This is a genomic window from Aquincola sp. J276, from assembly GCF_024700035.1.
GTDB classification, from domain to species: domain Bacteria; phylum Pseudomonadota; class Gammaproteobacteria; order Burkholderiales; family Burkholderiaceae_C; genus Aquincola; species Aquincola tertiaricarbonis.
The window spans coordinates 192,171-214,883 of sequence record NZ_JAJONC010000001.1 but is presented as its reverse complement, the minus strand read 5'-3'; the positions used below and the strand labels follow the sequence as shown (position 1 = coordinate 214,883).

General features: G+C 70.8%; 19 protein-coding genes and 1 pseudogene. 16 read left to right on the top strand and 4 right to left on the bottom strand.

What is annotated here, in order from left to right:
- Window positions 1-20 precede the first annotated feature (20 nt).
- Together nudC and LRS14_RS00995 are read left to right on the top strand one after the other, a co-directional pair.
- Window positions 21-839 (top strand): NAD(+) diphosphatase, encoded by an 819-nt coding sequence (gene nudC, locus LRS14_RS01000; protein WP_257798259.1) that lies wholly within the window; start codon window positions 21-23, stop codon window positions 837-839.
- Window positions 836-2,304: pseudogene (locus LRS14_RS00995) on the top strand (amidase). The gene nudC and the pseudogene LRS14_RS00995 overlap by 4 nt, the downstream one beginning before the upstream one ends.
- On the opposite strand, the gene LRS14_RS00990 reads toward LRS14_RS00995, so the two are convergent.
- Complete coding sequence (locus LRS14_RS00990; RefSeq protein WP_257798258.1) at window positions 2,273-2,470, bottom strand: DUF2892 domain-containing protein; 198 nt, start codon at window positions 2,468-2,470, stop codon at window positions 2,273-2,275. The pseudogene LRS14_RS00995 and the gene LRS14_RS00990 overlap by 32 nt on opposite strands.
- A 34-nt stretch (window positions 2,471-2,504) precedes the next feature.
- Window positions 2,505-2,816, bottom strand: a complete 312-nt coding sequence (locus tag LRS14_RS00985; RefSeq protein ID WP_257798257.1) for a helix-turn-helix transcriptional regulator — start codon at window positions 2,814-2,816, stop codon at window positions 2,505-2,507.
- Between the two features lie 55 nt (window positions 2,817-2,871).
- Between LRS14_RS00985 and LRS14_RS00980 the strand changes: the two genes are divergently transcribed.
- The 3 genes from LRS14_RS00980 (at window position 2,872) to LRS14_RS00970 (ending at window position 6,385) form a co-directional block, all read left to right on the top strand.
- Window positions 2,872-3,777 (top strand): MBL fold metallo-hydrolase, encoded by a 906-nt coding sequence (locus LRS14_RS00980; protein ID WP_257798256.1) that lies wholly within the window; start codon window positions 2,872-2,874, stop codon window positions 3,775-3,777.
- A gap of 11 nt (window positions 3,778-3,788) precedes the next feature.
- A complete protein-coding gene (locus tag LRS14_RS00975; RefSeq protein ID WP_257800386.1) occupies window positions 3,789-5,009 on the top strand; it encodes an MFS transporter in 1,221 nt (406 codons plus the stop codon).
- A 101-nt stretch (window positions 5,010-5,110) separates the two neighbouring features.
- On the top strand, window positions 5,111-6,385 hold the full coding sequence (locus LRS14_RS00970) for a sorbosone dehydrogenase family protein (protein ID WP_257798255.1): 1,275 nt from the start codon (window positions 5,111-5,113) through the stop codon (window positions 6,383-6,385).
- Here LRS14_RS00970 and LRS14_RS00965 read toward each other — a convergent pair.
- Entirely contained in the window at window positions 6,330-8,252 is a 1,923-nt protein-coding gene (locus LRS14_RS00965; RefSeq protein WP_257798254.1) for an amylosucrase, read from the bottom strand. The genes LRS14_RS00970 and LRS14_RS00965 overlap by 56 nt on opposite strands.
- Window positions 8,253-8,496: 244 nt before the next feature.
- On the opposite strand from LRS14_RS00965, the gene LRS14_RS00960 reads away from it, so the two are divergent.
- The 6 genes from LRS14_RS00960 (at window position 8,497) to LRS14_RS00935 (ending at window position 15,291) form a co-directional block, all read left to right on the top strand.
- Window positions 8,497-9,885 carry a carbohydrate porin gene (locus LRS14_RS00960; RefSeq protein ID WP_257798253.1) on the top strand — a complete coding sequence of 463 codons (1,389 nt, stop codon included), beginning with the start codon at window positions 8,497-8,499 and terminating at the stop codon, window positions 9,883-9,885.
- Window positions 9,886-9,981: 96 nt separating this feature from the next.
- The gene (locus LRS14_RS00955; RefSeq protein WP_257798252.1) at window positions 9,982-11,271 is read left to right on the top strand and encodes a sugar ABC transporter substrate-binding protein; all 1,290 of its coding nucleotides are present in this window, start codon (window positions 9,982-9,984) and stop codon (window positions 11,269-11,271) included.
- 19 nt (window positions 11,272-11,290) lie between these two features.
- Window positions 11,291-12,220, top strand: coding sequence for a carbohydrate ABC transporter permease (locus tag LRS14_RS00950; protein WP_046114524.1), 930 nt, complete (start codon window positions 11,291-11,293; stop codon window positions 12,218-12,220).
- Complete coding sequence (locus LRS14_RS00945; protein WP_046114525.1) at window positions 12,217-13,101, top strand: carbohydrate ABC transporter permease; 885 nt, start codon at window positions 12,217-12,219, stop codon at window positions 13,099-13,101. Before LRS14_RS00950 ends, LRS14_RS00945 begins: the two co-directional genes overlap by 4 nt.
- Before the next feature lie 12 nt (window positions 13,102-13,113).
- Window positions 13,114-14,205 (top strand): ABC transporter ATP-binding protein, encoded by a 1,092-nt coding sequence (locus tag LRS14_RS00940; RefSeq protein WP_257798251.1) that lies wholly within the window; start codon window positions 13,114-13,116, stop codon window positions 14,203-14,205.
- Window positions 14,206-14,268: 63 nt separating this feature from the next.
- Complete coding sequence (locus tag LRS14_RS00935; protein ID WP_257798250.1) at window positions 14,269-15,291, top strand: substrate-binding domain-containing protein; 1,023 nt, start codon at window positions 14,269-14,271, stop codon at window positions 15,289-15,291.
- Between the two features lie 22 nt (window positions 15,292-15,313).
- Here LRS14_RS00935 and LRS14_RS00930 read toward each other — a convergent pair whose 3' ends face one another.
- The gene (locus tag LRS14_RS00930; RefSeq protein WP_257798249.1) at window positions 15,314-17,182 is read right to left on the bottom strand and encodes a methyl-accepting chemotaxis protein; all 1,869 of its coding nucleotides are present in this window, start codon (window positions 17,180-17,182) and stop codon (window positions 15,314-15,316) included.
- Window positions 17,183-17,262: 80 nt separating this feature from the next.
- On the opposite strand from LRS14_RS00930, the gene LRS14_RS00925 reads away from it, so the two are divergent.
- From LRS14_RS00925 to LRS14_RS30100, 5 genes are read left to right on the top strand one after another with little or no spacing between them, the layout of a single operon-like run.
- Window positions 17,263-17,427, top strand: a complete 165-nt coding sequence (locus LRS14_RS00925) for a hypothetical protein (RefSeq protein ID WP_257798248.1) — start codon at window positions 17,263-17,265, stop codon at window positions 17,425-17,427.
- Window positions 17,428-17,435: 8 nt separating this feature from the next.
- Window positions 17,436-17,879 carry a FecR domain-containing protein gene (locus LRS14_RS00920; protein ID WP_257798247.1) on the top strand — a complete coding sequence of 148 codons (444 nt, stop codon included), beginning with the start codon at window positions 17,436-17,438 and terminating at the stop codon, window positions 17,877-17,879.
- Window positions 17,876-18,490, top strand: coding sequence for an OmpA family protein (locus LRS14_RS00915; RefSeq protein ID WP_052736457.1), 615 nt, complete (start codon window positions 17,876-17,878; stop codon window positions 18,488-18,490). The genes LRS14_RS00920 and LRS14_RS00915 overlap by 4 nt, the downstream gene beginning before the upstream one ends.
- 5 nt (window positions 18,491-18,495) lie before the next feature.
- Window positions 18,496-20,613, top strand: coding sequence for a CHASE2 domain-containing protein (locus tag LRS14_RS00910; RefSeq protein ID WP_257798246.1), 2,118 nt, complete (start codon window positions 18,496-18,498; stop codon window positions 20,611-20,613).
- Window positions 20,610-22,691 carry a diguanylate cyclase domain-containing protein gene (locus LRS14_RS30100; protein ID WP_257798245.1) on the top strand — a complete coding sequence of 694 codons (2,082 nt, stop codon included), beginning with the start codon at window positions 20,610-20,612 and terminating at the stop codon, window positions 22,689-22,691. The genes LRS14_RS00910 and LRS14_RS30100 overlap by 4 nt, the downstream gene beginning before the upstream one ends.
- Window positions 22,692-22,713 lie beyond the last annotated feature (22 nt).

Genomic DNA, 22,713 nt, shown 5'->3' with positions numbered 1-22,713 from the left:
ACCTGCAGCCCCCCAAGACCATGCATTTCACGCCCGACCACCGTTCTCCGCAGCAGCCGACGCCGCTGGGCTGGCACTTCGTCTTCGTCGACAAGCAGCTGCTGATCCCCGAAGCCGAGGACCAGGCCTTCGGTGCCACCGCGCCCGCGCTGTTTGCAGCCGCGGCCGACGAGTCGCGCCACTACCTGGGCCAGCTCGACGGCTACGACGTGTGGACGCTGACGCTGCCCGCGGCGCCGCCCGGCTGGCGCGCGGTGCCGCTGCGCGCGGCCATGATGCAGTTCGACGCCCCGCTGCTGGCGCTGGCTGGCCGCGCCGCGCAGGTGCTGGAATGGGACCGCGCGCACCGCTTTTGCGGCGTGTGCGGCACGCCCACCGAGCGGCATCCCGGCGAGCGCTCGCGGGTCTGCCCGGCCTGCCGGCATGCGGCCTATCCGCGCATCAGCCCGGCGATGATGGCCCTGGTGTGGCGCGAAGGCGAGCTGCTGCTCGGCCGCGCGCCACACTTTCCGCCGGGCATGTACAGCGCGCTGGCCGGCTTCGTGGAGCCCGGTGAAACCCTGGAGGAATGCGTGGCGCGCGAGGTGGCCGAGGAAGTGGGCGTGCGGGTGAAGCAGCTGCGCTACTTCGGCAGCCAGAGCTGGCCCTTCCCGCACAGCCTGATGCTGGCCTTCACCGCCGAATGGGACGGCGGGGAGATCGTGCCGCAGGCCGACGAGATCGAGCATGCGGCCTGGTTTCCCATCGATGCCCTGCCCGGCATCCCGCCGCGCTTTTCCATCGCCGGCCACCTGATCCGCGACACCGTGGCCGCGATGCGCCAGGGCACCCGGCCGTGAGCCGGTTCGACGAGCTCTGCGGCTGGACGGCGGTTCGCCTGGCGCAGGCGATCCGCGCACGCGAGGTGTCGTGCCGCGAGGTGATGGCGGCCTGCCTGGCGCAGGTGGAGCGCTTCAATCCGCAGGCCAATGCCATCGTGTCGCTGCAGCCGGCCGAGCAGCTGCTGGCCCGGGCCGACGAGCGCGATGCGCAGCTGGCTCGAGGCGAGTGCATGGGCTGGCTGCACGGCTTTCCGCAGGCGCCCAAGGACCTGGCGGATACCGCCGGCATCCGCAGCACCCATGGCAGCCTCATCCTGCAAGACCACGTGCCCCGCACCGATGCCATCGTGGTGGAGCGCATGCGCCGCGCCGGCGCGGTGTTCATCGGCAAGACCAACACGCCCGAGATGGGCCTGGGTTCGCACACCTACAACCGCGTGTTCGGCACCACCCGCAATGCCTTCGACCCGCGATTCAGTGCCGGTGGCAGCAGCGGCGGCGCGGCGGTCGCCCTGGCCCTGCACATGCTGCCCGTGGCCGACGGCAGCGACATGATGGGCTCGCTGCGCAACCCGGCCGGCTGGAACCACGTGTTCGGCTTCCGGCCCTCGTTCGGTCGCGTGCCGCGCGGTCCGGCGCCCGAGCTGTTCCTGTCGCAGCTGGGCACCGAAGGCCCGATGGGCCGCAGCGTGGGCGACGTGGCGATGCTGCTGTCGGTGCAGGCCGGCTTCGACGACCGCGCGCCGCTGTCGCTGCAGGACGACCCGGCCTGCTTCACCGCATCGCTGGACCGCAGCTTCGAAGGCACGCGCATCGGCTGGTTGGGCGACCTTGGCGGCCACCTGGCCACCGAGCCCGGCGTGCTCGACACCTGCACCCAGGCGCTGCGGCACTTGCAGGCACTGGGCTGCAAGGTGGAGGCCGTGCCGCCCCCTTCGACATGGAACGGCTGTGGCGCGCCTGGCTCACGCTGCGCGGCGCGCTGGTGGCCGGTGCCCAGGCGGCCTGGCTGGCCGATCCGGCCAAGCGCGCGCTGATGAAGCCCGAGGCGGTCTGGGAGGTGGAAAACGGCCTGCGGCTCACTGCGGCTGAGGTGTACCAGGCCTCGGTGGTCCGCAGCGCCTGGTACCAGGCGCTGCGCGGCCTGTTCCAGCAGTTCGATTTCCTGGTGCTGCCCTCAGCCCAGGTGTTTCCCTTCGATGCGCAGCTGCACTGGCCGCAGCGCATCGACGGCCGCGAGATGGACACCTACCACCGCTGGATGGAGGTGGTGGTCGGCGGCACCATGGCCGGCCTGCCGGTGCTGGCGGTGCCGGCCGGCTTCGGCGGGCCGCACCGCCTGCCCATCGGCCTGCAGCTGATGGGCCCGGCGCGGGCCGACCTGGCGGTGCTGCAACTGGGCCACGCCTACGAGCAGGCCAGCGGCTGCGGCCGCGTGCGCAGCCCGCTGCTCACTTCCGATCGGACAGCGGACAGCTGCTGAAGCCCAGCAGTGGATACACCGGGCAGAAGCGGAACAGCCCGGTGAGCACCGGCACGATGCCCACATAGCCCCAGGCACCGACGGTGCCGGTGGCGGCCAGCGCGATGAGCGCCAGGCCGAGGGTGATGCGCAGGATGCGGTCGATGCCGCCGACGTTGGCTTTCATGGTCAAGCTCCCTCTTGGGGTGGGGTACTTCAGGTCACGGGCAATACAGCTTCTTCAGGGTCTTGATCAGGGCCTGCACATGCGGATGCTCGATGCGGTAGTACAGCGTCTGCGCCTCGCGCCGGTAGGCCACCAGGCCTTCGTCGCGCATGCGCGCCAGGTGCTGCGACAGGGCCGACGCGCTCAGGTCCACCTGCTCCAGCAGGGCACCCACCGTCATCTCGCCGTGCTGCAGCAGCAGGCACAACACCAGCAGGCGCTGCTCATGGCCCAGCAGCCGCAACATCGCGGCCGCCTGACCCGCACCTTCCTTCATGAACTTGCGATCCGCTTTGCTCAAGGTCATGGCCTTCTTACTTCAGTCGTTGCTAATTTAGCTTGTACTTAATAACATCGCAAGCGTGAACACGCCCCCTGCCCACATCCAGTCCTTCTTCCACGAGGGCACCAGCACCGTCACCTACCTGGTGGCGGACATCGCCAGCGGGCAGGCCGCGGTGATCGACCCGGTGCTGGACTACGACCACCGCAGCGGCAAGCTGCACACGGCCTCGGCCGACGCGGTGCTGGCCGCCGCGCGCGAGGCCGGCTTCGCCATCGCCTGGGTGCTGGAGACCCATGCCCATGCCGACCACCTCTCGGCCGCGCCATGGATCCAGCAGCAGACCGGCGCGCGGGTGGGCATCGGCCAACACATCCGCGAGGTGCAGCGGCTGTTCCGCCCGGTGTTCAACCTCACCGACGTCTCGTGCGACGGGAGTGAGTTCGACCACCTGTTCACCGACGGCGAATGCCTGCACATCGGCGGCCTGCGGGTGGAGGTGATGCACACGCCCGGCCACACGCCGGCCTGCGTGGCCTACCGGGTGCACGGCGGCAACGGCCAGCCCGACGCGGTGTTCGTCGGCGACACCCTGTTCATGCCCGACTACGGCAGTGCCCGAGCCGATTTCCCTGGCGGCAGCGCAAGAACGCTGTACCGTTCGATCCGGCGCCTGCTGGCCCTGCCCGACGACACCCGCCTCTTCATGTGCCACGACTACAAGGCCCCCGGCCGCGACACCCATGCCTGGGAAACCACCGTGGCCGGGCAGCGCCGCGCCAACGTGCATGTGCATGACGGCATCACCGAGGAAGCCTTCGTCGCCGCGCGACAGGCGCGCGATGCCATGCTGCCGGCGCCGGTGCTGCTGCTGCCGTCCATCCAGGTCAACCTGCGCGCCGGCCACTGGCCGCCGGCCGAGTCCAACGGCATGCGCTACCTGAAGATTCCGATGCGGCCCGCGCCGGGGATGCAGGCACCTTGAGCACGGCCGACATGCTGGCGCGCCGCAACGTGCGGCTGCTGGTGGCCGCGCAGGCCGTGGGCGGCGCTGCGGCGCCGGTGATCATCTCGGTGGGCGGGCTGGTCGGCCAGCAGCTGGCCGCCCAACCTTCGCTGGCCACGCTGCCGGTCAGCCTGTACACGCTGGGCGTGGCCTTGGCCACCCTGCCCGCGGCCTGGCTGATGCGGCGGCATGGCCGCCGCGCGGCCTACCTGCTGGGCGCGGCCGTGGGCGGCAGCACCGGCCTGCTGGCGGCGTGGGCGGTGACGCAGTCCAGCTTCTGGCTCTTCTGCGCCGCGCTGGGGCTGGCCGGCTTCTACGGCGCCTGCGTGCAGAGCTACCGCTTCGCCGCGGCCGATGCCGCACCGCCGGCCTGGCGGCCGCTGGCCATCTCGCGCGTGATGGTGGGCGGCCTGGTGGCGGCGGTCATCGGCCCGCAGCTGGTGATCTGGACGCGCGACGCGCTGCCCGCCGCGCCCTTCGCCGGCAGCTTCGTCGGCCAGGGGGCGCTGGCGCTGCTGGCGCTGCCGCTGCTGTGGCGGCTGCGTGCGCCTCCACCGGCCCATCCGGCGGGCAACACAGCGGGCACCACAGCGGGCGATGGCACGGCCGAGGACATGGCCGGCGGCCCGGCGCGCCCGCTGCGCGTCATCGCAGGGCAGCCTGCCTTCATCGTGGCGGTGGTGGCCGGCGTGGTGAGCTATGCGCTGATGAGCCTGGTGATGACCGCCACGCCCATCGCCATGGTGGGCTGCGGCCACAGCGTGGGCGAGGCGGCGCTGGGCATCCAGTGGCATGTGCTGGCCATGTTTGCGCCCAGCTTCTTCACCGGCCGGCTGATGGCCCGCTTCGGCAAGCCGGCCGTCACCGCGGCCGGTCTGCTGCTCATCGCCCTGGCCGGCCTGCTGGCGCTGGCCGGGCTGCAGCTGCTGCACTTCTGGGGCGCGCTGGTGCTGCTGGGCCTGGGCTGGAACTTCGGCTTCATCGGTGCCACCGCCATGGTGGTGGACTGCTGCCGCCCGGCCGAGCGGCCCAAGGCACAGGCCTTGAACGACTTCATCGTCTTCGGCACCGTGGCCGCCGCCTCCTTCGGCTCCGGCCACCTGCTCACCACCGCCGGCTGGACCACCATCAACCTGCTGGTGCTGCCGCTGGTGGCGGCCGCCGTGGGCCTGCTGGTGGTGGCGGGACCGAAGCGGCACGTCACCGCCTGATACGTTTGCACCGGCCTCTGCCGGCCTTCACGCGGGTGAACCCGATGCCGGCGTTGCCGCAGGCGGTGCAGCATGCGCCCCACAACTTTGCGGGAGGCGCCATGAAGTCGTCGGTGCTCTGTCTTGCCCGTGTGGCCGCCGGTGCTGCCGGACTGGTGCTGGCCGCCCTGCCCGCCTGGGCCCTGACCGCCACGCCGGTGGCCGGCGGGCTGGAGGCACCGGTGTTCCTCACCGCACCCAGCGGCGACACGCGCCTGTTCGTGGTGGAGAAGGCGGGCCTTATCAAGACGCTGTCCGGCGGTGGCACCAGCACCCTCCTCGACCTGCGCAGCCAGGTGGACGCGGCCGGCGAAGGCGGGCTGCTGGGCCTGGCCTTCGACCCCGGCTTCGCCAGCAACGGCCGCTTCTACGTGGACTACATCGACCGCAGCACCAAGGCCACGGTGGTGGCGATGTACACCGCGCCCTCCGCCACCGCGCCGGCGGCCGATCCCGGCTCCGGCAAGACGCTGATCTCCATCGCCCAGCCGGCCGACCGCACCAACCACAAGGCGGGCTGGATCGGCTTTCGCCCCGGGGATGCGAACAACCTCTACATCGCCACCGGCGACGGCGGCAGCGGCAACGATCCCGAGAACCGGGCGCAGAACCTCAACGACAACCTGGGCAAGATCCTGCGCATCACGCCGCAGGCCGACGGCAGCTATACCGTGCCGGCCGACAACCCCTATGCCGGCAGCACGCCGGGCAATGACGAGATTTGGGCCTCCGGCCTGCGCAACCCCTACCGCAACAGCTTCGACCGGGCCAACGGCGACTTCTGGATCGCCGACGTGGGCCAGTCGACGCGGGAGGAGATCAACCTGGAGCGCGCCGGCACCCCCGGCGGCCGCAACTACGGCTGGCGCGCGCTGGAGGGCAGCGGCGACAACCCCGGCGTGCCCGACGCGCCGCCCGCCGGCGCGGTAGGCCCGCTGTTCGACTATGGCCGCGCCAACGGCGACGGCTCGATCATCGGCGGCTACGTGTACCGCGGCAGCTTCGAGCAGGGCCTGGACGGCGCCTACTTCTACGGCGACTTCGTCTCCGGCCGCATCTTCACGCTGCGTGAATCCGGCGGCGTGGTGACGGAGGTGATCGACCGCACCGACGAACTGGGCCGGCCCTTCGGCCCCAACCAGCTCACCTCCTTCGGCGAGGACGGCCTGGGCAACCTCTATGCGATGGGCCTGGACGGCCGGGTGGTGCTCATCGCCGCCGCGGTGCCCGAGCCGGGCACCTGGGCGCTGATGGCGTTCGGCGTCCTGGCCCTGGCCGGGCTCAGCCGGCGGCGGCCGCGCCCGCCAGGTCCAGCCACAGCACCTCGTACGGCTTGAGCGTGATGCCGCCGCGCAGCGGATGGCGCTGGCCCTGCAGCAGGTCGGTGGCGGCCTCGGGCAGGGCCGAGAACACGATGGCCGGGCAGTGCTGGGGATGCTCGCTGAAGTTGGCCAGGCACAGCACCGGCTGCGCCGGCAGGCCGCGCTGGTAGCCCAGCACGCTGCCGTTGCCGGTGCCGAAGCCGGTGAGCGCATTGCCGGCGAAGGCCGCGTGCGCGGCCCGCACCCGCACCATGCGCAGCAGGCCCTGGTGGATGCGGCCGGCCACAGTGCCGGTGTCCTCGCGCTGGGCATACAGCGCATCCACCCGCTCGGGCCGGTGCACCCAGCGGCTGTCGCCGGCCTTGGCCGGGTCTTCGAGGTAGCGGTGGTCGTTGGGCGTGCCCACCTCGTCGCCCAGGTAGATCAGCGGAATGCCGCCGGTGCTCAGCACCACGCTGTGCAGCAGCAGCACGCGCTGCACCGCATGCAGGTCGCCCTGCTCCACGCCCGCCAGTGAGGCACAGGTGCCGCTGATGCGGCAGTCGCCGGTGGCGGGGTTGTCCTGGAAGGGCACGCCGCGTGCGAAGCTGCCCGGGAAGCGGTTGACGTAGAACCGGTTGAGGAACTGCCGGTGGTCGAAGCCGTGGATGCCGAAGCGGATGGCGTCCTCGTCGGCGAAGGTCCAGCCGATGTCGTCATGGCTGCGCACGTAGTTCACCCAGGCGGTGCCGGCGGGCAGCGTGTGGCGCTCCTCCAGCGCCTGCTGCAGCAGGTTCACCTCGCGCGTGGCCAGCGTGTTCCACAGCAGGGCCATCTGCAGCGGGTTGTACGAGAGCTGGCACTCCTGCGGCGAGATGTACTTCATCACGTCGTCGGGATGCACGATGGCCTCGCTCTTGAACAGCAGCCCCGGCGCGGCGATGCGGCACAGCGCATTGAAGGCGCGGATCAACGCATGGGCCTCGGGCAGGTTCTCGCAGGCCGTGCCCAGGCGCTTCCAGATGAAGGCCACCGCATCCATGCGCAGGATGTCGGCGCCCAGGTTGGCGATGGCCAGCATCTCGCCGGCCATGGCGGTGAACACGGCCGGGTTGCCGTAGTTCAGGTCCCACTGGTAGCTGTGGAAGGTGGTCCACACCCAGCGGCCGTCGGGCAGCTGGCTGAAGGCGCCGGGATGCTCGTCCGGGAAGATCTCGCGCACGGTCTTCTCGTACGCATCGGGCTGGCTGCGGTCGTCGAACAGGTAGTAGAAGTCCTTGCGCGCCGGATCGCCCCGCACCGCGCCTTGCGCCCATTCATGGTCGTCGGCGGTGTGGTTGAAGATGAAGTCCAGCACCAGGCTGATGCCCGCCTTGCGCAGCGCCACGGCCAGCTCGCGCAGGTCGTCGATGGTGCCCAGCGCCGGGTTCACGTCGCGGTAGCTGCTGACGGCATAACCGCCGTCGTTGTGCTCGGGCGGGCACTTGAAGGGCGGCATCAGGTGCAGGTAGGTCAGCCCCAGTTCCTGGAAGTACGGGATCTGGTCGATGACGCCCTGCAGGTTGCCGCAGAACAGGTCCACGTAGCACACGCCGCCCAGCATCGTCTGCCGCTGGAACCAGTCGGCATCGGCCTCGCGCTGTGCATCCTGCGCACGCAGCTCGGCCGGCCGGGCCTGCCAGCCCTGCCAGGCGGTGAGCACCAGGTCCTCCAGGAAGGGCACGAAGTCCGGCCGCTGGCCGTAGAGGCCGGCCAGCTCGGCGAACAGGCGCGGAAAGTGGGCATCGAGGCGGGCCGCGAAGGCCTCCCAGGCGCGGCCGCGCGGCAGCTGGCCGAGGCGCCGTGCCAGCGCGCTGCGCACGTGCGTGAGCGCCAGCTGGGACTGGTTCTGGAGTGTGAGCATGGGGATGGACACCGCGGCGGGCGCAGTGTCATAAGAATCATTTGGTGGCAGAGCGCAAGAGGTCCGAAGCGCTTTGGAACTTTACACTGTGTGCCGGATTGCCCGGTTCGGGTAAACGCGGAAGCGGCGCCAAAGCGGTTTGACTACAGTCCAAACCGCTTTGGCAGGCCCGCAAAGTCCAACCCTACCTGCGTTCCATGCCCGCAGCGGCATGTCAATGACAGAGCCACCACAAATGAGACAAGTGATTTTCGCCCTCGCCGCCGCAGCCGCCGCGGGCATCGGCGTCCCGGCCTCGGCCGCCCCCGTCGACTTCACCGGCTACCTGCGCAGCGGCGCCGGTTCCAGCAGCGAGGACGGCAAGGAAGTCTGCTTCCGCATGCCGGGCTCCATCGTCTGGTTCCGCCTGGGCAACGAGTGCGACACCTATGCCGCGCTGTCCTTCGGCGCCAAGCTGGGCGAGGTGGATGGCACCACCTTCAAGACCAAGTTCACCACCGCCTACGGCACCCAGCAGCTGGCCAACTGGGAGCAGACCACACCCGCCTTCCGGGAAGCCTTCGTCGAGGCGGTGGACATCGGCGCCTCCACCGGCTGGGCGCCGCTGAAGGGCGCCACGCTAGGGGCCGGCAAGCGGTTCTACAAGAACCCCGACATCCACATGCTGGACTACACCTACTGGGAGCCGGCGGCGGCGGCCGGCTTCGGCATTGACGGCATCAAGACGAGCCTGGGCAAATTCTCGTACGCCTACCTGCGCGCCGGCGACTTCGACGGCTACGGCATCGACAAGACCAACACCGCCTACAACCCGCAGATCATCGACGGCGGCTCGCGCACGGCCACCTCCCATGACCTGCGCTTCGAGGAGATCGACACCAACCCGGGCGGCCAGCTGATGGCGGGTGTGAACCTCATCGTCAACGGCAACCGCAGCGGCAGCTCGACGTACACCAACGACAGCTTCCAGCTGATCGACATCGACAACAACCCGAACACGCCCGCCGTGAACGTGCTGGTCCGCGAGACCAAGACCGTCAGCAACAAGGGCAAGAACGGCTTCGGCTTCACCGTCAGCCATCGCCAGAAGGACTTCCTGGGCCTGGGCGGTTTCCATGACACCGGCTTCCAGTACGCCAAGAACGCCGCGGCGCTCAAGGGCTTCGGCTTCGCCGCATCGCCGGCCGAGCGCACGGAGTGGCTGCTGTTCAACCACTGGGTGATCGAGCCCAAGAACACGCCCTACACCGCCACGGTGACGGCCGGCTACCGCCACGCCAGCCCGGACGGCGGCGACAAGACCAAGGACTTCTGGATCGGCGCCCGCCCGCAGTACCACATCAACAACGTGTGGAGCCTGATGTCCGAAGTGGGCTACCAGCAGGTGAAGGTGACCGGCGAGGACACCCGCAAGCTGGCCAAGGTGACGCTGGGCACGCAGTTCTCGATGGGCAAGAGCATCTGGGCCCGCCCGGCCATCCGCTTCTACGCCACCTACGCCAAGTGGAACGACGCGGCCGCCGCCGCCGGCTCGGTGGCCTGCACCGGCCGTGACTGCGGTACCGCCGTCGACGCCTTCGCCGACAAGCGCAGCGGCGTCGGCTACGGCGTCCAGGTCGAGACCTGGTTCTGACCCCGCACCGCCCTCACTGACCGCGCCGGGGGCCTCTCAGGGCCCCCGGCGCATCACCGCCTCTACTTTTCCTTCCGAACCAGGCCTGGAGACACCATGAACATCCCGCGTCGCAGCCCCCTCGCCCGCAGCATCCACATCGCCTTCCTCGCCGCCGCCGCGGCCGCCGGCGCCGCCCACGCGCAGACCTCGGTCAGCATGTGGGTGCATGCCGGCCCGGGCCCCGAGCGCGATGCCTACGTGGCCTCGGTCAAGGCCTTCAACGATGCGCAGAAGGACATCAAGGTCGACCTGGTGGCCTTGCCCGAAGGCAGCTACAGCGACCAGGTGAACGCCGCCGCGCTGGCCAAGAAGCTGCCCTGCGTGCTCGATTTCGACGGCCCCAACGTCTACAACTACGCCTGGACGAAGAAGATCGTCCCGCTGGACAACTTCCCCGGCGTCAAGGACCTGAAGGCGCAGATGCTGCCCACCCTGGTGCGCCAGGGCACCTACAACGGCAAGCTCTACAGCGTCGGCCAGTTCGACTCCGGCCTGGCCATCTGGGCCAACAAGAAGACCCTGACCGCCGCCGGCATCCGCATCCCCAAGGGCGTGGACGACGCCTGGACGCTGGCCGAGTTCGAGGACGCGCTGAAGAAGCTCAAGGCCGCCGGCGTGCCCTTCCCGCTGGACATGAAGTTCAACTACGGCATCGGTGAATGGGTGTCGTACGGCTTCTCGCCCATCCTGCAGAGCTTCGGCGGCGACCTGATCGACCGCAAGACCTACAAAACCGCCAAGGGCGTGCTCAACGGCCCGGCCTCGGTCAAGGCGATGCAGACGGTGCAGGGCTGGATCAAGGCCGGCTACGTCAACCCCGCGGCCAAGAACGACGGCGACTTCGCGGCCGGCAAGTCGGCCCTGTCCTGGGTGGGCCACTGGGTCTACGCCGACTACAAGAAGGCCCTGGGCGACGACCTGATCCTGCTGCCCATGCCAAAGCTGGGCGCCAAGGCCGCGACCGGCGCCGGCTCGTGGAACTTCGGCATCTCGGCCGACTGCAAGGCCCCCGATGCCGCGGCCAAGGTGCTGGCGCACCTGATGAGCAAGAACGAGATCCTGCGCGTGACCGATGGCAACGGCGCCGTGCCTGGCACCACCGAGGCCCAGGCCGCCAGCAAGAACTACGCGGCCGGCGGTGCGCTGCGGCTGTACGTGGACCAGCTGAACAAGGGCGTGGCCATCGTGCGCCCGGAGACGCCGGCCTACCCGGCCATCTCCAGCGCCTTCGCCGAGGCGATGAACAACATCTTCGGCGGTGCCGACGTGCAGAAGGAGCTCGACAAGGCCGCCAGGAAGATCGACCAGACGATCGAGGACAACAAGGGCTACCCGAACCGCTGAGCGAGGAGACACAGACACCATGAGCACCGCGATCCAGATACCTCAACCCAAGCCGAGTCCGGCCACACCCGGCGCCTGGCTGTTCGCGGGGCCAGGTGTCCTGATGCTGTTCCTGTTCCTGGGGCTGCCCTTCCTGATGGCCTTCGTGCTGTCGTTCACCGACCAGCGGCTGGTGACCAACGAGGAGCTGGGCACCGACTTCGTCGGCCTGCGCAACTACGTGCGGCTGTTCGAGGACGATTCCTTCTGGGCCGCCCTGGGCAACAACTTCATGTTCGTGGCCATCGTCGCGCCGCTGCAGTCGGCCTTCGCGCTGCTGCTGGCGGTGATGGTGAACAAGCCGCTGAAGGGCTCGCGCATCTTCCGCACCGTGTACTTCATGCCGGTGGCCACCACCATGGCCGTGGTGGCCGTGGTGTGGTCGCTGATGTACAACCCGGACGGCGGCGTCATCAACCGCTTCGTCTCGGCCATCAGTTTCGGCGCGCTGGGCCCGTACGACTGGCTGCGCGACCCCGAGCTGGTGATGTACGCGGTCATCGCACTGTCCATCTGGCAGGGCGTGGGCTTCCAGATGCTGGTGTTCCTCGCCGGCCTGCAGTCCATCCCCGAGGACCTGTACGAGGCCGCCAAGCTCGACGGCGCAACGCCGTTCAAGCAGTTCCTCTACATCACGCTGCCGCTGCTGAAGAACACCACCATCTTCGTGGTGGTGACGACCACGATCTACGCCTTCCAGCTGTTCACGCAGGTGCAGATCATCGCCAGCAGCGGCACCGCCGCGCCCGTCGATTCCTTCCGCACCGTGGTGATGCTGATGGTGACCGAGGGTTTCAAGAACGGAAAGATCGGCTACGCCTCGGCCCTCGCCGTGGTGTTCTTCGTCATCGTGCTGGCGCTGTCGCTGCTGCAGCGCGCACTCGTCAAGGAAGAAAGGGCAGGCGCATGAGCACCATGGCTCCTTCGCAATCGCGCCAGAACCTCGTGGCCAAGCTGGCGCAGTACGCGCTGCATGCCGTGCTGTGCGCGTTCTTCATCTTCCCGCTGCTGTTCATGTTCGTGTCGGCCTTCAAGACCGACGAGGCGCAGCTGCTGCGCGACATGAACAGCCTGGCCGCCTTCCTGCCGCAGGGCGAGCTGTCGCTGGGCAACTTCATCGAGGTGTTCAACGGCTCGTCGTTCGTGCGGGCCTTCTTCAACTCGCTGTTCACCGTCAGCGTGACGGTGGTGCTCGGCATCCTGGTCAACAGCATGCTGGCCTATGCGCTGGCGCGCTTCCGCTTCTTCGGGCGCGAGGTGCTGCTGTCCATCGTGGTGGCGCTGATCATCATCCCGTTCGAGGCCATCGCGGTGCCGCTGCTGCTGCTGGCCAACCAGCTGCCGTGGTTCACCGGCGAGGTGGGCTGGCTGGACAGCTACCGGGTGCAGATCATCCCGTTCATCGCCAACGCCTTCTCGGTGTACCTCTTCTACCAGTTCTTCATCGCGCTGCCCAAGGACCTGGAGGAGGCCGCGCTGATGGACGGCGCGGGCCGCCTGCGCATCTACTGGAGCATCGTGCTGCCGCTGTCCAAGCCGGTCATCGCCACCGTGGCGGTGCTGCAGTTCCTCGCCCGCTGGGGCGACCTGCTGTGGCCCATCATGGTCGTGCGCGGCGAGACCTACGCGACGCTGCCGCTCGCGATGCAGACCTTCTTCGGCCAGTTCCCGCGCCAGTGGGGCGACGTCATGGCATTCGCCGCCATGGCCACCCTGCCGACGCTGCTGGTCTTCCTGATCTTCCAACGCTGGTTCGTGCGCAGCGCGATCTCCAGCGGCGTCAAGGGCTAACAAGGCGACAACATGGCCAGCGTCTCTCTCAAGAAAATCCACAAGACCTACGCCGGTGGCGTGCACATCATCAAGGGCATCGACCTGGAGATCGCCGACGGCGAATTCATGGTGTTCGTCGGTCCCTCGGGCTGCGGCAAGAGCACGATGATGCGCATGATCGCGGGGCTGGAGGACATCACCGCCGGCGAGCTGCGCATCGGCGACCGCCTGGCGAACGACCTGCCGCCGGTCGAGCGCAAGGTGGCGATGGTGTTCCAGAGCTATGCGCTCTACCCGCACATGACGGTGGGCGAGAACATGGGCTTCGGCCTGAAGATCAACGGCGCCACCCGCGAGGAAGTGAATGCCGCGGTGGGCCGCGCCGCCGAGGTGCTGCAGATCACCCACCTGCTGGACCGCCGGCCCAAGGCCCTGTCGGGCGGCCAGCGCCAGCGCGTGGCGATCGGCCGCGCCATCGTGCGCAAGCCCGGCGTATTCCTGTTCGACGAGCCGCTGTCCAACCTGGACGCCGGCCTGCGGGTGCAGATGCGGGTGGAGCTGGCCAAGCTGCACAAGGAACTGGGCACCACGATGATCTACGTCACCCACGACCAGACCGAGGCCATGACGCTGGGCAACCGCATCGCGGTGTTCAACGGCGGCCACATCGAGCAGGTGGGCCCGCCGATGGAGCTGTACCAGCAGCCGGCCAACACCTTCGTGGCAGCCTTCCTCGGCTCGCCGAAGATGAACCTGCTGCCCTGCGACGTGCAGTCGGCCGACGGCGTGGAACTGCAGGTCAAGCTGAGCGACCGGGCCGGCTTCAGCTTCGGCCGCAACGACGCCGCCCGTTACCAGGGCAAGTCGCGCCGCATGACCGTGGGCGTGCGCCCCGAATCGCTGGGCGTGGCCAGCCAGGGCGCCGGCATCGCCGCCGAGGTGGTGCTGGTGGAGCGCCTGGGCGACGTGCAGGTGGTGCATGCCCGCGTGGCCGGCACCGAGTCGGTGGCCACGGTCAAGCTGGCCGAGAACGGCAGCAGCCTGGCCGCCGGCCAGCAGGTGGTGCTGCGCCCGGAGCCCGGCAGCTGCTACCTGTTCGACGAGAACGGCAAGGCCGCCTGAGGCAGCGCCCGCGGGGGGTTTGCGACAATCCTGGCACCCCCACTCGACGGAGCCGCCACCCCCGTGCCGATCGATCTGAAGCAGTTGTCGGCCCGGCTGGGCTTGTCAGCCACCACCGTCAGCCGCGCGCTGAACGGCTACGACGATGTCAGTGCCAAGACCCGCGAACGGGTCGAGCGCATGGCGCGTGAACTGGGTTACCAGCCCAACCGCACCGCGCGCCGGCTGGCCCGCGGCCAGGCCGATGCGGTGGGGCTGGTGTATCCGCTGGACGCGGGCGACCTGGGCGACCCGCGCTTCCTGGAGGTGATCGAAGGCCTGTCCGACCGGCTGGAAGCCGCGCAGATGGACCTGCTGCTGGCCTCCGCCCGCGAGCACTCCGAGCTGCGCACCTACGAGCGGCTGGTCAGCGGCGGCCGGGTGGACGGCGTGATCGTGGCCCGCACCCGCGTGCAGGACCCGCGCATCGACTACCTGCTGCAGGCCGGCATGCCCTTCGTGGCCTATGGCCGCACCGCCCGCAGCGACGGCTTCGCCTGGTTCGACTTCGACAACGAGGCCGGCATGGTGCTGGCGGTGCAGCAGCTGCTGGCCGCGGGCCACACCCGCATCGGCTACCTGCATGCGCCGCTGGAGCTGAGCTTCGCGCTGCAGCGCTACTCCGGCTTCCAGCGCGCGATGCAGATGGCCGGCGTGTTGGTCGACCCGGCGCAGGTGGTGGCCGGCGGCCTGTCGCGCCGCACCGGCTATGCGGCGGCGCAGGCACTGCTGGCGGTGCATCCGCGGCCCACGGCGCTGATCGCCGACAACAACCTGTGCGGCGTGGGCGCGGTGCGCTGCCTGCTGGATGGCGGCATCGCCATCGGCCGCGAGGTCTCGGCCATCGTGTACGACGGCGTGCCCGACGACACCCTGCTGGTGGGCCGGCGCATCGCCGCCATCGGCCAGCCCACCGCCTACGGCGCGGGGGAGACGCTGGCCGAGATGCTGCTTACCCTGGTGCAGGGCGGCACGCTGGCCGAGCCGCGGCGGCTGCTGCAGCCGGTGTTCGAGCCCGGCGACTCCATCGGCCCGCCGGCCGGCTGAAGCGCGCCGGGCTGCTGCTGCATCACTGCAGCTTGAAGCGGCCCACCGCGCCGGCCAGCCGCGTCGCCTGCTCGCGCAGGCTCTCCGCTGCGGCCGAGCCCTGCTCCACCAGCGCGGCGTTCTGCTGCGTCATCACGTCCAGCTGCGCGACCGCGCCGTTCACCTCCTCGATGCCCTGGCTCTGCTGCCGGGTGCTGCCGCCGATGCCTTCGATCACGCCGGCCACGCGGCCCACCAGGGCCAGCAGCTCGCGGGTGGACTCGGCGGCGGTGCGCACCTGCTGCGTGCCGTCCTGCGCCTGCGTCATCGACTCGGCCACCAGGCCGCGCACTTCCTTCGCGGCCTGCGCGCTGCGCTGGGCCAGGGCCCGCACCTCGCCGGCCACCACCGCGAAGCCGCGACCCTGCTCCCCCGCGCGGGCCGCTTCCACCGCCGCGTTCAGCGCCAGCAGGTTGGTCTGGAAGGCGATGCCGTCGATCACGCCGATGATGTCGCCGATGCGGCGAGACGAGGCATCGATGCCTTCCATCGAGCGCTCCACCTGCGCGATGGCCTGGCCGCCGCGGCCGGACGCCGCCTGTGCCGAGCGGGCCAGCGCATCCGCCTCGCGGGTGCTGTCGGCATGGCTGCGCACCTGCTCGGTGATCTGGCACATGGCCGCGGCCGTCTGCTGCAGCGAGCTGCTGGCCTGCTCGGTGCGGCTGCTCAGGTCGAGGTGGCCGGTGGCCACCTCGGCACTGGCGGTGGCGATGGCATCGGAGGCCATGCGCACCTGCTGCACCATGGCCTGCAGCGACCCGACGAAGCGGTTGAAGGCGCGCGCCAGCTGGCCGATCTCGTCCTCGGTCTCCACCGCCATGCGGCGGCTCAGGTCGCCGTCGCCCTCGGCGATGTCGGCCAGCAGCGCGGCGGCGCGGCGCACCGGCGCCGCGATGGCACGCGACACCCACACGATCAGCAGCAGCGCCAGCACGCCGCCCACGCCGCCGGCAATCAACGGGCCGGTCCAGGCGGCACGGGTGGCCGCGGCCAGCAGCTCCGCCCGCGGCACCGTGGCCACCACGTAGAGGTTGAGCTCGGGCACGAAGCTGGCGGCCAGCACCCGGTCGCCGCCCTCGGCCGGCTGCACCGTGTGGCGGAACTCCTCGCCGTCCTGCAGCAGCGTGGCCACCGCGCCGGCATGGAAGCCGGGCAGGTCGGCCAGGGCATGGCGGCCGTCGGCCAGGGTCGCGTCGCGGTGGACGACGATGGTGCCGTTGGGCCGCACCAGCATCACCGAGCCGGTCTCGCCGATGCGGTAGCCGCGGATCCTGTCGGCCATGGTGTTGACCGACAGGCCCAGGCCGGCCAGCCCGGCATGGCCCGGGCCCGCGTCGAAGCGGGCATTGATGAACAGCATGTACTCGTTGCTGGACTTGTCGCGGTCCAGGTCCAGCATGTAGGGCCGGCCGCTGGTGAGGAAGCGGCCGAACCAGGCCTCGTCGGCGCCCAGCACCCGCTGCAGGCCGGCTTCCGAGAGGTAGCGGCCATTGGCCTGCGACACCCAGTACACCGCCGAGGCCTTGTGCTTGGCCTTCAGCCGCGCCGCATAGGCCTGGAAGGCCGCCAGGCCGTCCTCGGGCTGGCCGGCCCGTTCCCACTGCAGCAGGAAATGGTTGTCCGCCATGTCGAGCGAGGCGGTCAGCGGTTCGCTGATCTGGCGCTGGATGTCGGCGCGCACGCGGCCAAGCACCGCCGGCAGCTCCTGCTGCACCACGCGGTCCTCGAATGCGCCGCGGGTGAGCCACATGCCGGTGGCCATCGAGATGACGATGAAGCACAACAGGCACAGCAGCATGCTGGCCATGAGCTTGCGCTGGATGGACCAGCGCCGGACTGCAACAAGACCCATGACCTTCAAGGTGGCAAGTGGACGACGACCGACCTATATCGACGCGGCACGCGCGAAGTTGACCGTGATGCCTGCACGCCTTGCAGACCGCGCCGGATCCCCACCTTGAGCGAATTCGTTACAAACCGCAGCTCAATGCCGCGCGCGTGGTGGCCGATATGGGCGAATCCATGCACTCCCGTGCCGGTCACGACCCGGTGCGGCGGGGCGTCCACGACCCGGCCGACCCCGGCCGCCAGCAGTAAAGGTTCGGATGTACCGCAACAATTTGGCCGCCCTGGCCGCCCTGCTCATGCTGGCCGGCGGCACCGCCGTGGCCAACGAGGCGCATGTCGCGCTGTTCAAGAACGTCACCGGCGAGGTGACGGTGCTGCGCCCGGCCGGCAACGTGGCCGCCACGCCCGGCATGACGCTGCAGGTGGCCGACCGCCTGGTGTCGGGCCCCGGCGCCTCGGCCGGCATCATGTTCAAGGACGGCACCGCCGTCACCCTGGGCCCGGCCAGCGAGCTGGAGCTGCGCGACTACGCCTTCGAGCCCAAGGATGCGCGCTACGACTTCGACGTCTACCTGGCCCGCGGCAAGGCCATCTACACCAGCGGCAAGATCGGCAAGCTGGCGCCCGAGGCGGTGAAGGTGGGCACGCCCACCGCCACCGTGGGCGTGCGCGGCACCCGCTTCATCGTGGAAGCGCAATGAAGGCCGCCGCCGCCCTGGCCGCGGCCGTGCTGCTGCTGGCCGGCTGCGCCACGCCGCCTGCGCCGCCGCAGCCGCGCACCACCGTCACCCTGATGCCCGACGAGGACGGCCGCGTGGGCGCGGTGCTGCTGAGCAATGCCGCCGGCACCCAGCGCATCGACCAGGCCTATGCCGCGGCCACCGCGGTGGGCTCGGCCTCCGCCCCCGGCGCGGCGCAGCCGCAGCAGGAAGCCGCCGTCACCGCCGCCCATGGCGACCTGCTGAAGGCCCAGCCGCCGCGGCCGGTGACCTTCGTGCTCACCTTCGTGCTGGACAAGACGGTGCTCACCGAGGCCGCCAAGGCCCAGCTGCCGGCGCTGCTGGCCGCGGTGCGCGAGCGCAAGCCCACCGAGATCAGCGTCTTTGGCCATGCCGACAGCACCGGCAGCAAGGAACGCAACCTGCGGCTGTCGGCCGAGCGTGCCCGCGCCGTGGCCGACTGGCTGCGCAAGAGCGATGCATCGCTGGACCGCATCGAGGTGCAGTCCTTCGGCGATGCCGAACCGCTGGTGCCGGCCGCGCCCGGCGTGCCCGAGCCGCGCAACCGCCGCGCCGAAGTCATGGTGCTCTGACGGCCATGCCCGCCACGCACCGCACCGGCCCGGCGCTGGGCCACAAGGTGTCGCCGCGGCATGCGGCGCTGATGCTGGTCATCGGCCTGCTGCTGCCGCTGGCCATCGGGCTGGCCGGGCTGCTGCAGCCGGCCTGGCTGGCGCGGCTGGAACACGGGCTGCAGGACGAGCTGATGCGCCGCACCGCCTCGGGTGCCACCGCGCAGCAGGTGGTGGTGGTGGACATCGACGACGTGAGCCTGGCCGCGGTGGGCCAGTGGCCCTGGCCGCGCTACCGGGTGGCCTCGCTGATCGAGCGCATCCACCAGGCGGCGCCCGCGGCCATCGCCATGGACATCCTGTTCCCCGAGCCGGACCGCAGCTCGCTGCTGACGCTGCAGCAGACCTTCAAGCAGGACTTCGGCATCGACGTGGCCATCGGCGGCGTGCCGCCCGGCCTGCTGGACAACGACGGCTACCTGGGCCAGCAGATGGCGCGGGCCGGTGTGGTGGGTGCCCGCTACTTCTACTTCGACCATGCCACGCCCGGCGCGCAGCCGGCCGATGCCCAGCCGCTGCAGGTGGGTGGCCGCACCGACCTGCTGGCGCTGCAGGAAGCCACCGGCGTGCTGGAGAACACCGCACCGGTCGCGCGGCGCACCCGCAGCAGCGGCTTCGTGAACCAGAAGCTGGACGACGACGGCGTGCTGCGCCGGCTGCCGCTGCTCATCGGCCATGGCGGCCGGCCGCAGGTGAGCCTGTCGCTGGCCGCGGTGATGCGGGCCCAGGGCCTGCGCGCGGTGCAGGTGCTGGCCACGCCCGACGGCTTGGCGCTGCAGGTGGGCACGCGGCAGCTGCCGATGGATGCGGCCGGCTATGCCACGCTGCGCTTCGACGGCGGGCCGGCCAGCTATCCCGCGGTGTCGGCGGTGGCGCTGCTGGCCGGCCAGGTGCCGGCCGAGGCGCTGCGCGGCAAGGTGGTGTTCGTCGGTACCTCCGCCGTGGGCCTGAAGGACGTGCACACCACCGCGATGCACCCGGCCTTCCCCGGTTTGCGCATCCATGCGCTCATGGCCGAGAACCTGCTGCAGGGCCGCTTCGTGCACACGCCGCCGTGGGGCGCGGCGGTGGCGCTGGCGGCCTGCCTGGCCACCGGGCTGCTGATGACCGCCATCTTCGTGCTCGCCATCCGCATCCCCACCCTGGTGGCCGCCAGCGCGGTGGTGCCGGCGGCGGCGCTGGGGCTGGCGGTGGCGCTGTACCTGCGCAGCGGGCTGCTGCTGCCGATGGCCGCGCCCTGCCTGTCGGCGGGCCTGCTCTTCATGGTGTTCTTCATCACCCGCTATGCGCTGGAGCGCCGGCGTGCGCTGGCCTGGCGGCGGCAGCTGGAGAACGCACGCCAGGTCACCATCGAATCGATGGCCTCGGTGGCCGAGACCCGCGACCCCGAGACCGGCGCCCACATCAAGCGCACCCAGCACTACGTGCGGGCCGTGGCGCTGCATCTGCGGGCCACCGGCCACCACACCGCGCTGCTGACCGACGAGTACATCGAGCTGCTGTTCATCTCGGCGCCGCTGCACGACATCGGCAAGGTGGGCGTGCCCGACCACATCCTGCTCAAGCCCGGCCGCCTCACGCCCGAGGAGATGGAGCAGATGAAGCAGCATGCCGAGTTCGGCCGCAAGATCATCTTCAGCACCGCGCAGCGCATCGAGGGCGACAACTTCCTCACCATCGCCGGCGACATCGCCGCCACCCACCACGAGAAGTGGGACGGCAGCGGCTACCCGCTGGGCCTGGCGGGGCAGGACATCCCGCTGGCCGGCCGCATCATGGCGGTGGCCGACATCTACGACGCGTTGATCAGCCGCCGCTGCTACAAGGAGCCGTTCAGCCATGCGCGCGCCACGCAGATGATGCGCGAGCTGCGCGGCAAGACCTTCGACCCGGTGGTGCTGGACGCCTTCTTCGAGATCGAGGACACCATCCAGGCCATCGCCGACGAGCACCGCGACGAGGCCGAGGGCGACGCCTCGCCCGAGGTGGCCGCCGCCCAGGTCATCGAAGGGCTGAAGCAGCACCGGCCCGCCCCCCTGCCGGCCGCGGCGTCCATCCCCCGCGACCACGCGCAGCAGCCGTGAAGCACCGTCCGCCGCGCCGTGCCGGCGCCGTCCTTGCCGCGGCGCTGCTGCTGCCCGGCGCGCTGCCGGCCCAGCCTGTCGCGCCGGCGCCCGGCCCTGCCGTGCAGGCCGCGCCTGGCGCCGAGCTGCCGGACCGCCTGCTGGCGCTGGAGACCCTGGGCCGCGCCCAGCCGGCGCCGGCCTCGCAGCAGCTGCAGGCCTTGCTGGACGCCAGCCCCGCCTTCAGCGACCTGCGGCTGGCGCTGCTGACGGTGCAGGGCCTGATGTGGGCCGAAGCCGCGCAGGGCGACGCCGCCGAGCGCAGCGCCGTCCAGCTCGACGCCTGGCCCGAATCCGCCGGCCCCGCGCGCGCTGCCCGCGCCGCGGCGGCTGCGCTGCTCATCCGCGCCAGCCTGGCCGCCCACGGCGGCCACGACCTGCAGCGCGCCGACCAGCTGCTGCAGCAGGGGCTGCAGGCGCTGCCGGCCGGCGTGCCCGACCTCGAGCGCTACCGTTTCGTGGCCGCGCACGGCTTCATCAAGGACCGCGCCGGCCAGCTGGAAGCCGCGGTGCGGCTGAACCACGAGGCGCTGGCACTGGCCGACCGCATCGGCACGCCCTGGCGCCGGGCCGAGGCCCGCAGCGCGCTGGCCTACAGCTACTTCGGCGCCAGCCAGCTGGAACGGGCCCGCACCCTCAGCGACGAGGCCTTGGCCGTGGCCACCGCCGCCGGCGATGCGGTGGCCCTGGGCCGGGCCCACAACACCGCCGGCATCGTGCTCGACGGCCTGGGCGACCGCGAGGGCGACCGCCGCAGCTTCGAGCTGGCCATCAGCCATGCGCGGCGCGCTGGCGCCAAGCGCGACGAGGCCCGCTACCTGGCCAACAGTGCCGACTTCTACCTGAAGAAGGGCGACTACAGGACCGCCCTCGGCCATGCCCAGCGTGCGCTGCCGCTGGCACGCGAGCTGCGCGACCCGGACACCGAGCTGGTGTCGCTGGCCAACATCGGCTTCGCCCACATCGCGATGCAGCAGCTGGCCCCGGGCAAGCGCTTCGTGGCGCAGGCCATCGCCATCGACGAGCAGCGCGGCGCCTGGGGTGGCGCCGCCTCCACCTACCTGGAGCTGGGCACCTACCTGGAAAAGGCCGGCGACCTGCGCGGCGCGGTGGCCGCCTACCACCGCCACCGCAAGCTGGCCGCGGGCGTGCTGCGGGTCGACCAGCAGAAGGCCATCCTGGCGATGCAGGAGCAGTACGACGCCGAGCAGCGCAGCCGCTCGCTGGCGCTGCTGCAGCGGGAGCAGGACATCAAGGCCGAGCAGCTGCACCGGCGCGACCTGCAGCAGCGGCTGTGGTGGCTGCTGGCGGCGGCGCTGGTGGCTTCCTTCGGCGTGCTGGTGGCGCTGCAACGGCGGGTGCGGCAGGCCAACCGGCTGCTGGCCCGCAGCAACCAGGTGCTGCGCCAGCATGGCGAGCGCGACCCGCTCACCGGCCTGGCCAACCGCCGCGGCTTCCAGGCCGCGATGCAGCAGCGCGCGGCCGACGGCACCCTCAGCGGCACGCTCTACCTGATCGACGTCGACCACTTCAAGCGCATCAACGACCGCCACGGCCATGCCGCCGGCGACGCCGCGCTGGTGGAGGTGGCGCAGCGCCTGCGCGCCACGCTGCGCGAGGACGACCTGATCGTGCGCTGGGGCGGCGAGGAATTCCTGGTGGTGGTGCAGGCGCTGTCGCCCGAGCGCATCGACGCGCTGGCGCGCCGCATGCTGGGCGCGCTGCAGGCCACGCCGGTGCAGGTGGAGCGCCAGACCATCGCCGTCACCGCCTCCATCGGCTTCGCCACCTTCCCCATCGGCCCCGGCGCGCTGGCGGTGCCCTGGGAACGGGCAGTCAACCTGGTGGACACCGCCATGTACCTGGCCAAGACCCGCGGCCGCAACCGCGCCTACGGCGTGCGGCTGCGGCAGGCGGCCAACGACGCCTCGCTGGAGGCGATCACCGGCGCGCTGGAAGCCGCGGCCGACGACGGCCGCGTGGCGCTGACGCTGCTGCGCGGCGACGGCGGCGAGCCATCGGTGGAGCAGGCGGCGTGAGCGCCGCCGCCCGGTGGGATCC

Bases quoted from the DNA above. Each gene is read 5' to 3' on its own strand.
- LRS14_RS00965 (WP_257798254.1), bottom strand. From the start codon at position 8,252: ATGCTCACACTCCAGAACCAGTCCCAGCTGGCGCTCACGCACGTGCGC.
- LRS14_RS00985 (WP_257798257.1), bottom strand. From the start codon at position 2,816: ATGACCTTGAGCAAAGCGGATCGCAAGTTCATGAAGGAAGGTGCGGGT.
- LRS14_RS00970 (WP_257798255.1), top strand. From the start codon at position 5,111: ATGAAGTCGTCGGTGCTCTGTCTTGCCCGTGTGGCCGCCGGTGCTGCC.
- LRS14_RS00915 (WP_052736457.1), top strand. From the start codon at position 17,876: ATGAAGGCCGCCGCCGCCCTGGCCGCGGCCGTGCTGCTGCTGGCCGGC.
- LRS14_RS00950 (WP_046114524.1), top strand. From the start codon at position 11,291: ATGAGCACCGCGATCCAGATACCTCAACCCAAGCCGAGTCCGGCCACA.
- nudC (WP_257798259.1), top strand. From the start codon at position 21: ATGCATTTCACGCCCGACCACCGTTCTCCGCAGCAGCCGACGCCGCTG.
- LRS14_RS00955 (WP_257798252.1), top strand. From the start codon at position 9,982: ATGAACATCCCGCGTCGCAGCCCCCTCGCCCGCAGCATCCACATCGCC.
- LRS14_RS00945 (WP_046114525.1), top strand. From the start codon at position 12,217: ATGAGCACCATGGCTCCTTCGCAATCGCGCCAGAACCTCGTGGCCAAG.
- LRS14_RS00990 (WP_257798258.1), bottom strand. From the start codon at position 2,470: ATGAAAGCCAACGTCGGCGGCATCGACCGCATCCTGCGCATCACCCTC.
- LRS14_RS00930 (WP_257798249.1), bottom strand. From the start codon at position 17,182: ATGGGTCTTGTTGCAGTCCGGCGCTGGTCCATCCAGCGCAAGCTCATG.
- LRS14_RS00910 (WP_257798246.1), top strand. From the start codon at position 18,496: ATGCCCGCCACGCACCGCACCGGCCCGGCGCTGGGCCACAAGGTGTCG.
- LRS14_RS00975 (WP_257800386.1), top strand. From the start codon at position 3,789: ATGCTGGCGCGCCGCAACGTGCGGCTGCTGGTGGCCGCGCAGGCCGTG.
- LRS14_RS00920 (WP_257798247.1), top strand. From the start codon at position 17,436: ATGTACCGCAACAATTTGGCCGCCCTGGCCGCCCTGCTCATGCTGGCC.
- LRS14_RS00940 (WP_257798251.1), top strand. From the start codon at position 13,114: ATGGCCAGCGTCTCTCTCAAGAAAATCCACAAGACCTACGCCGGTGGC.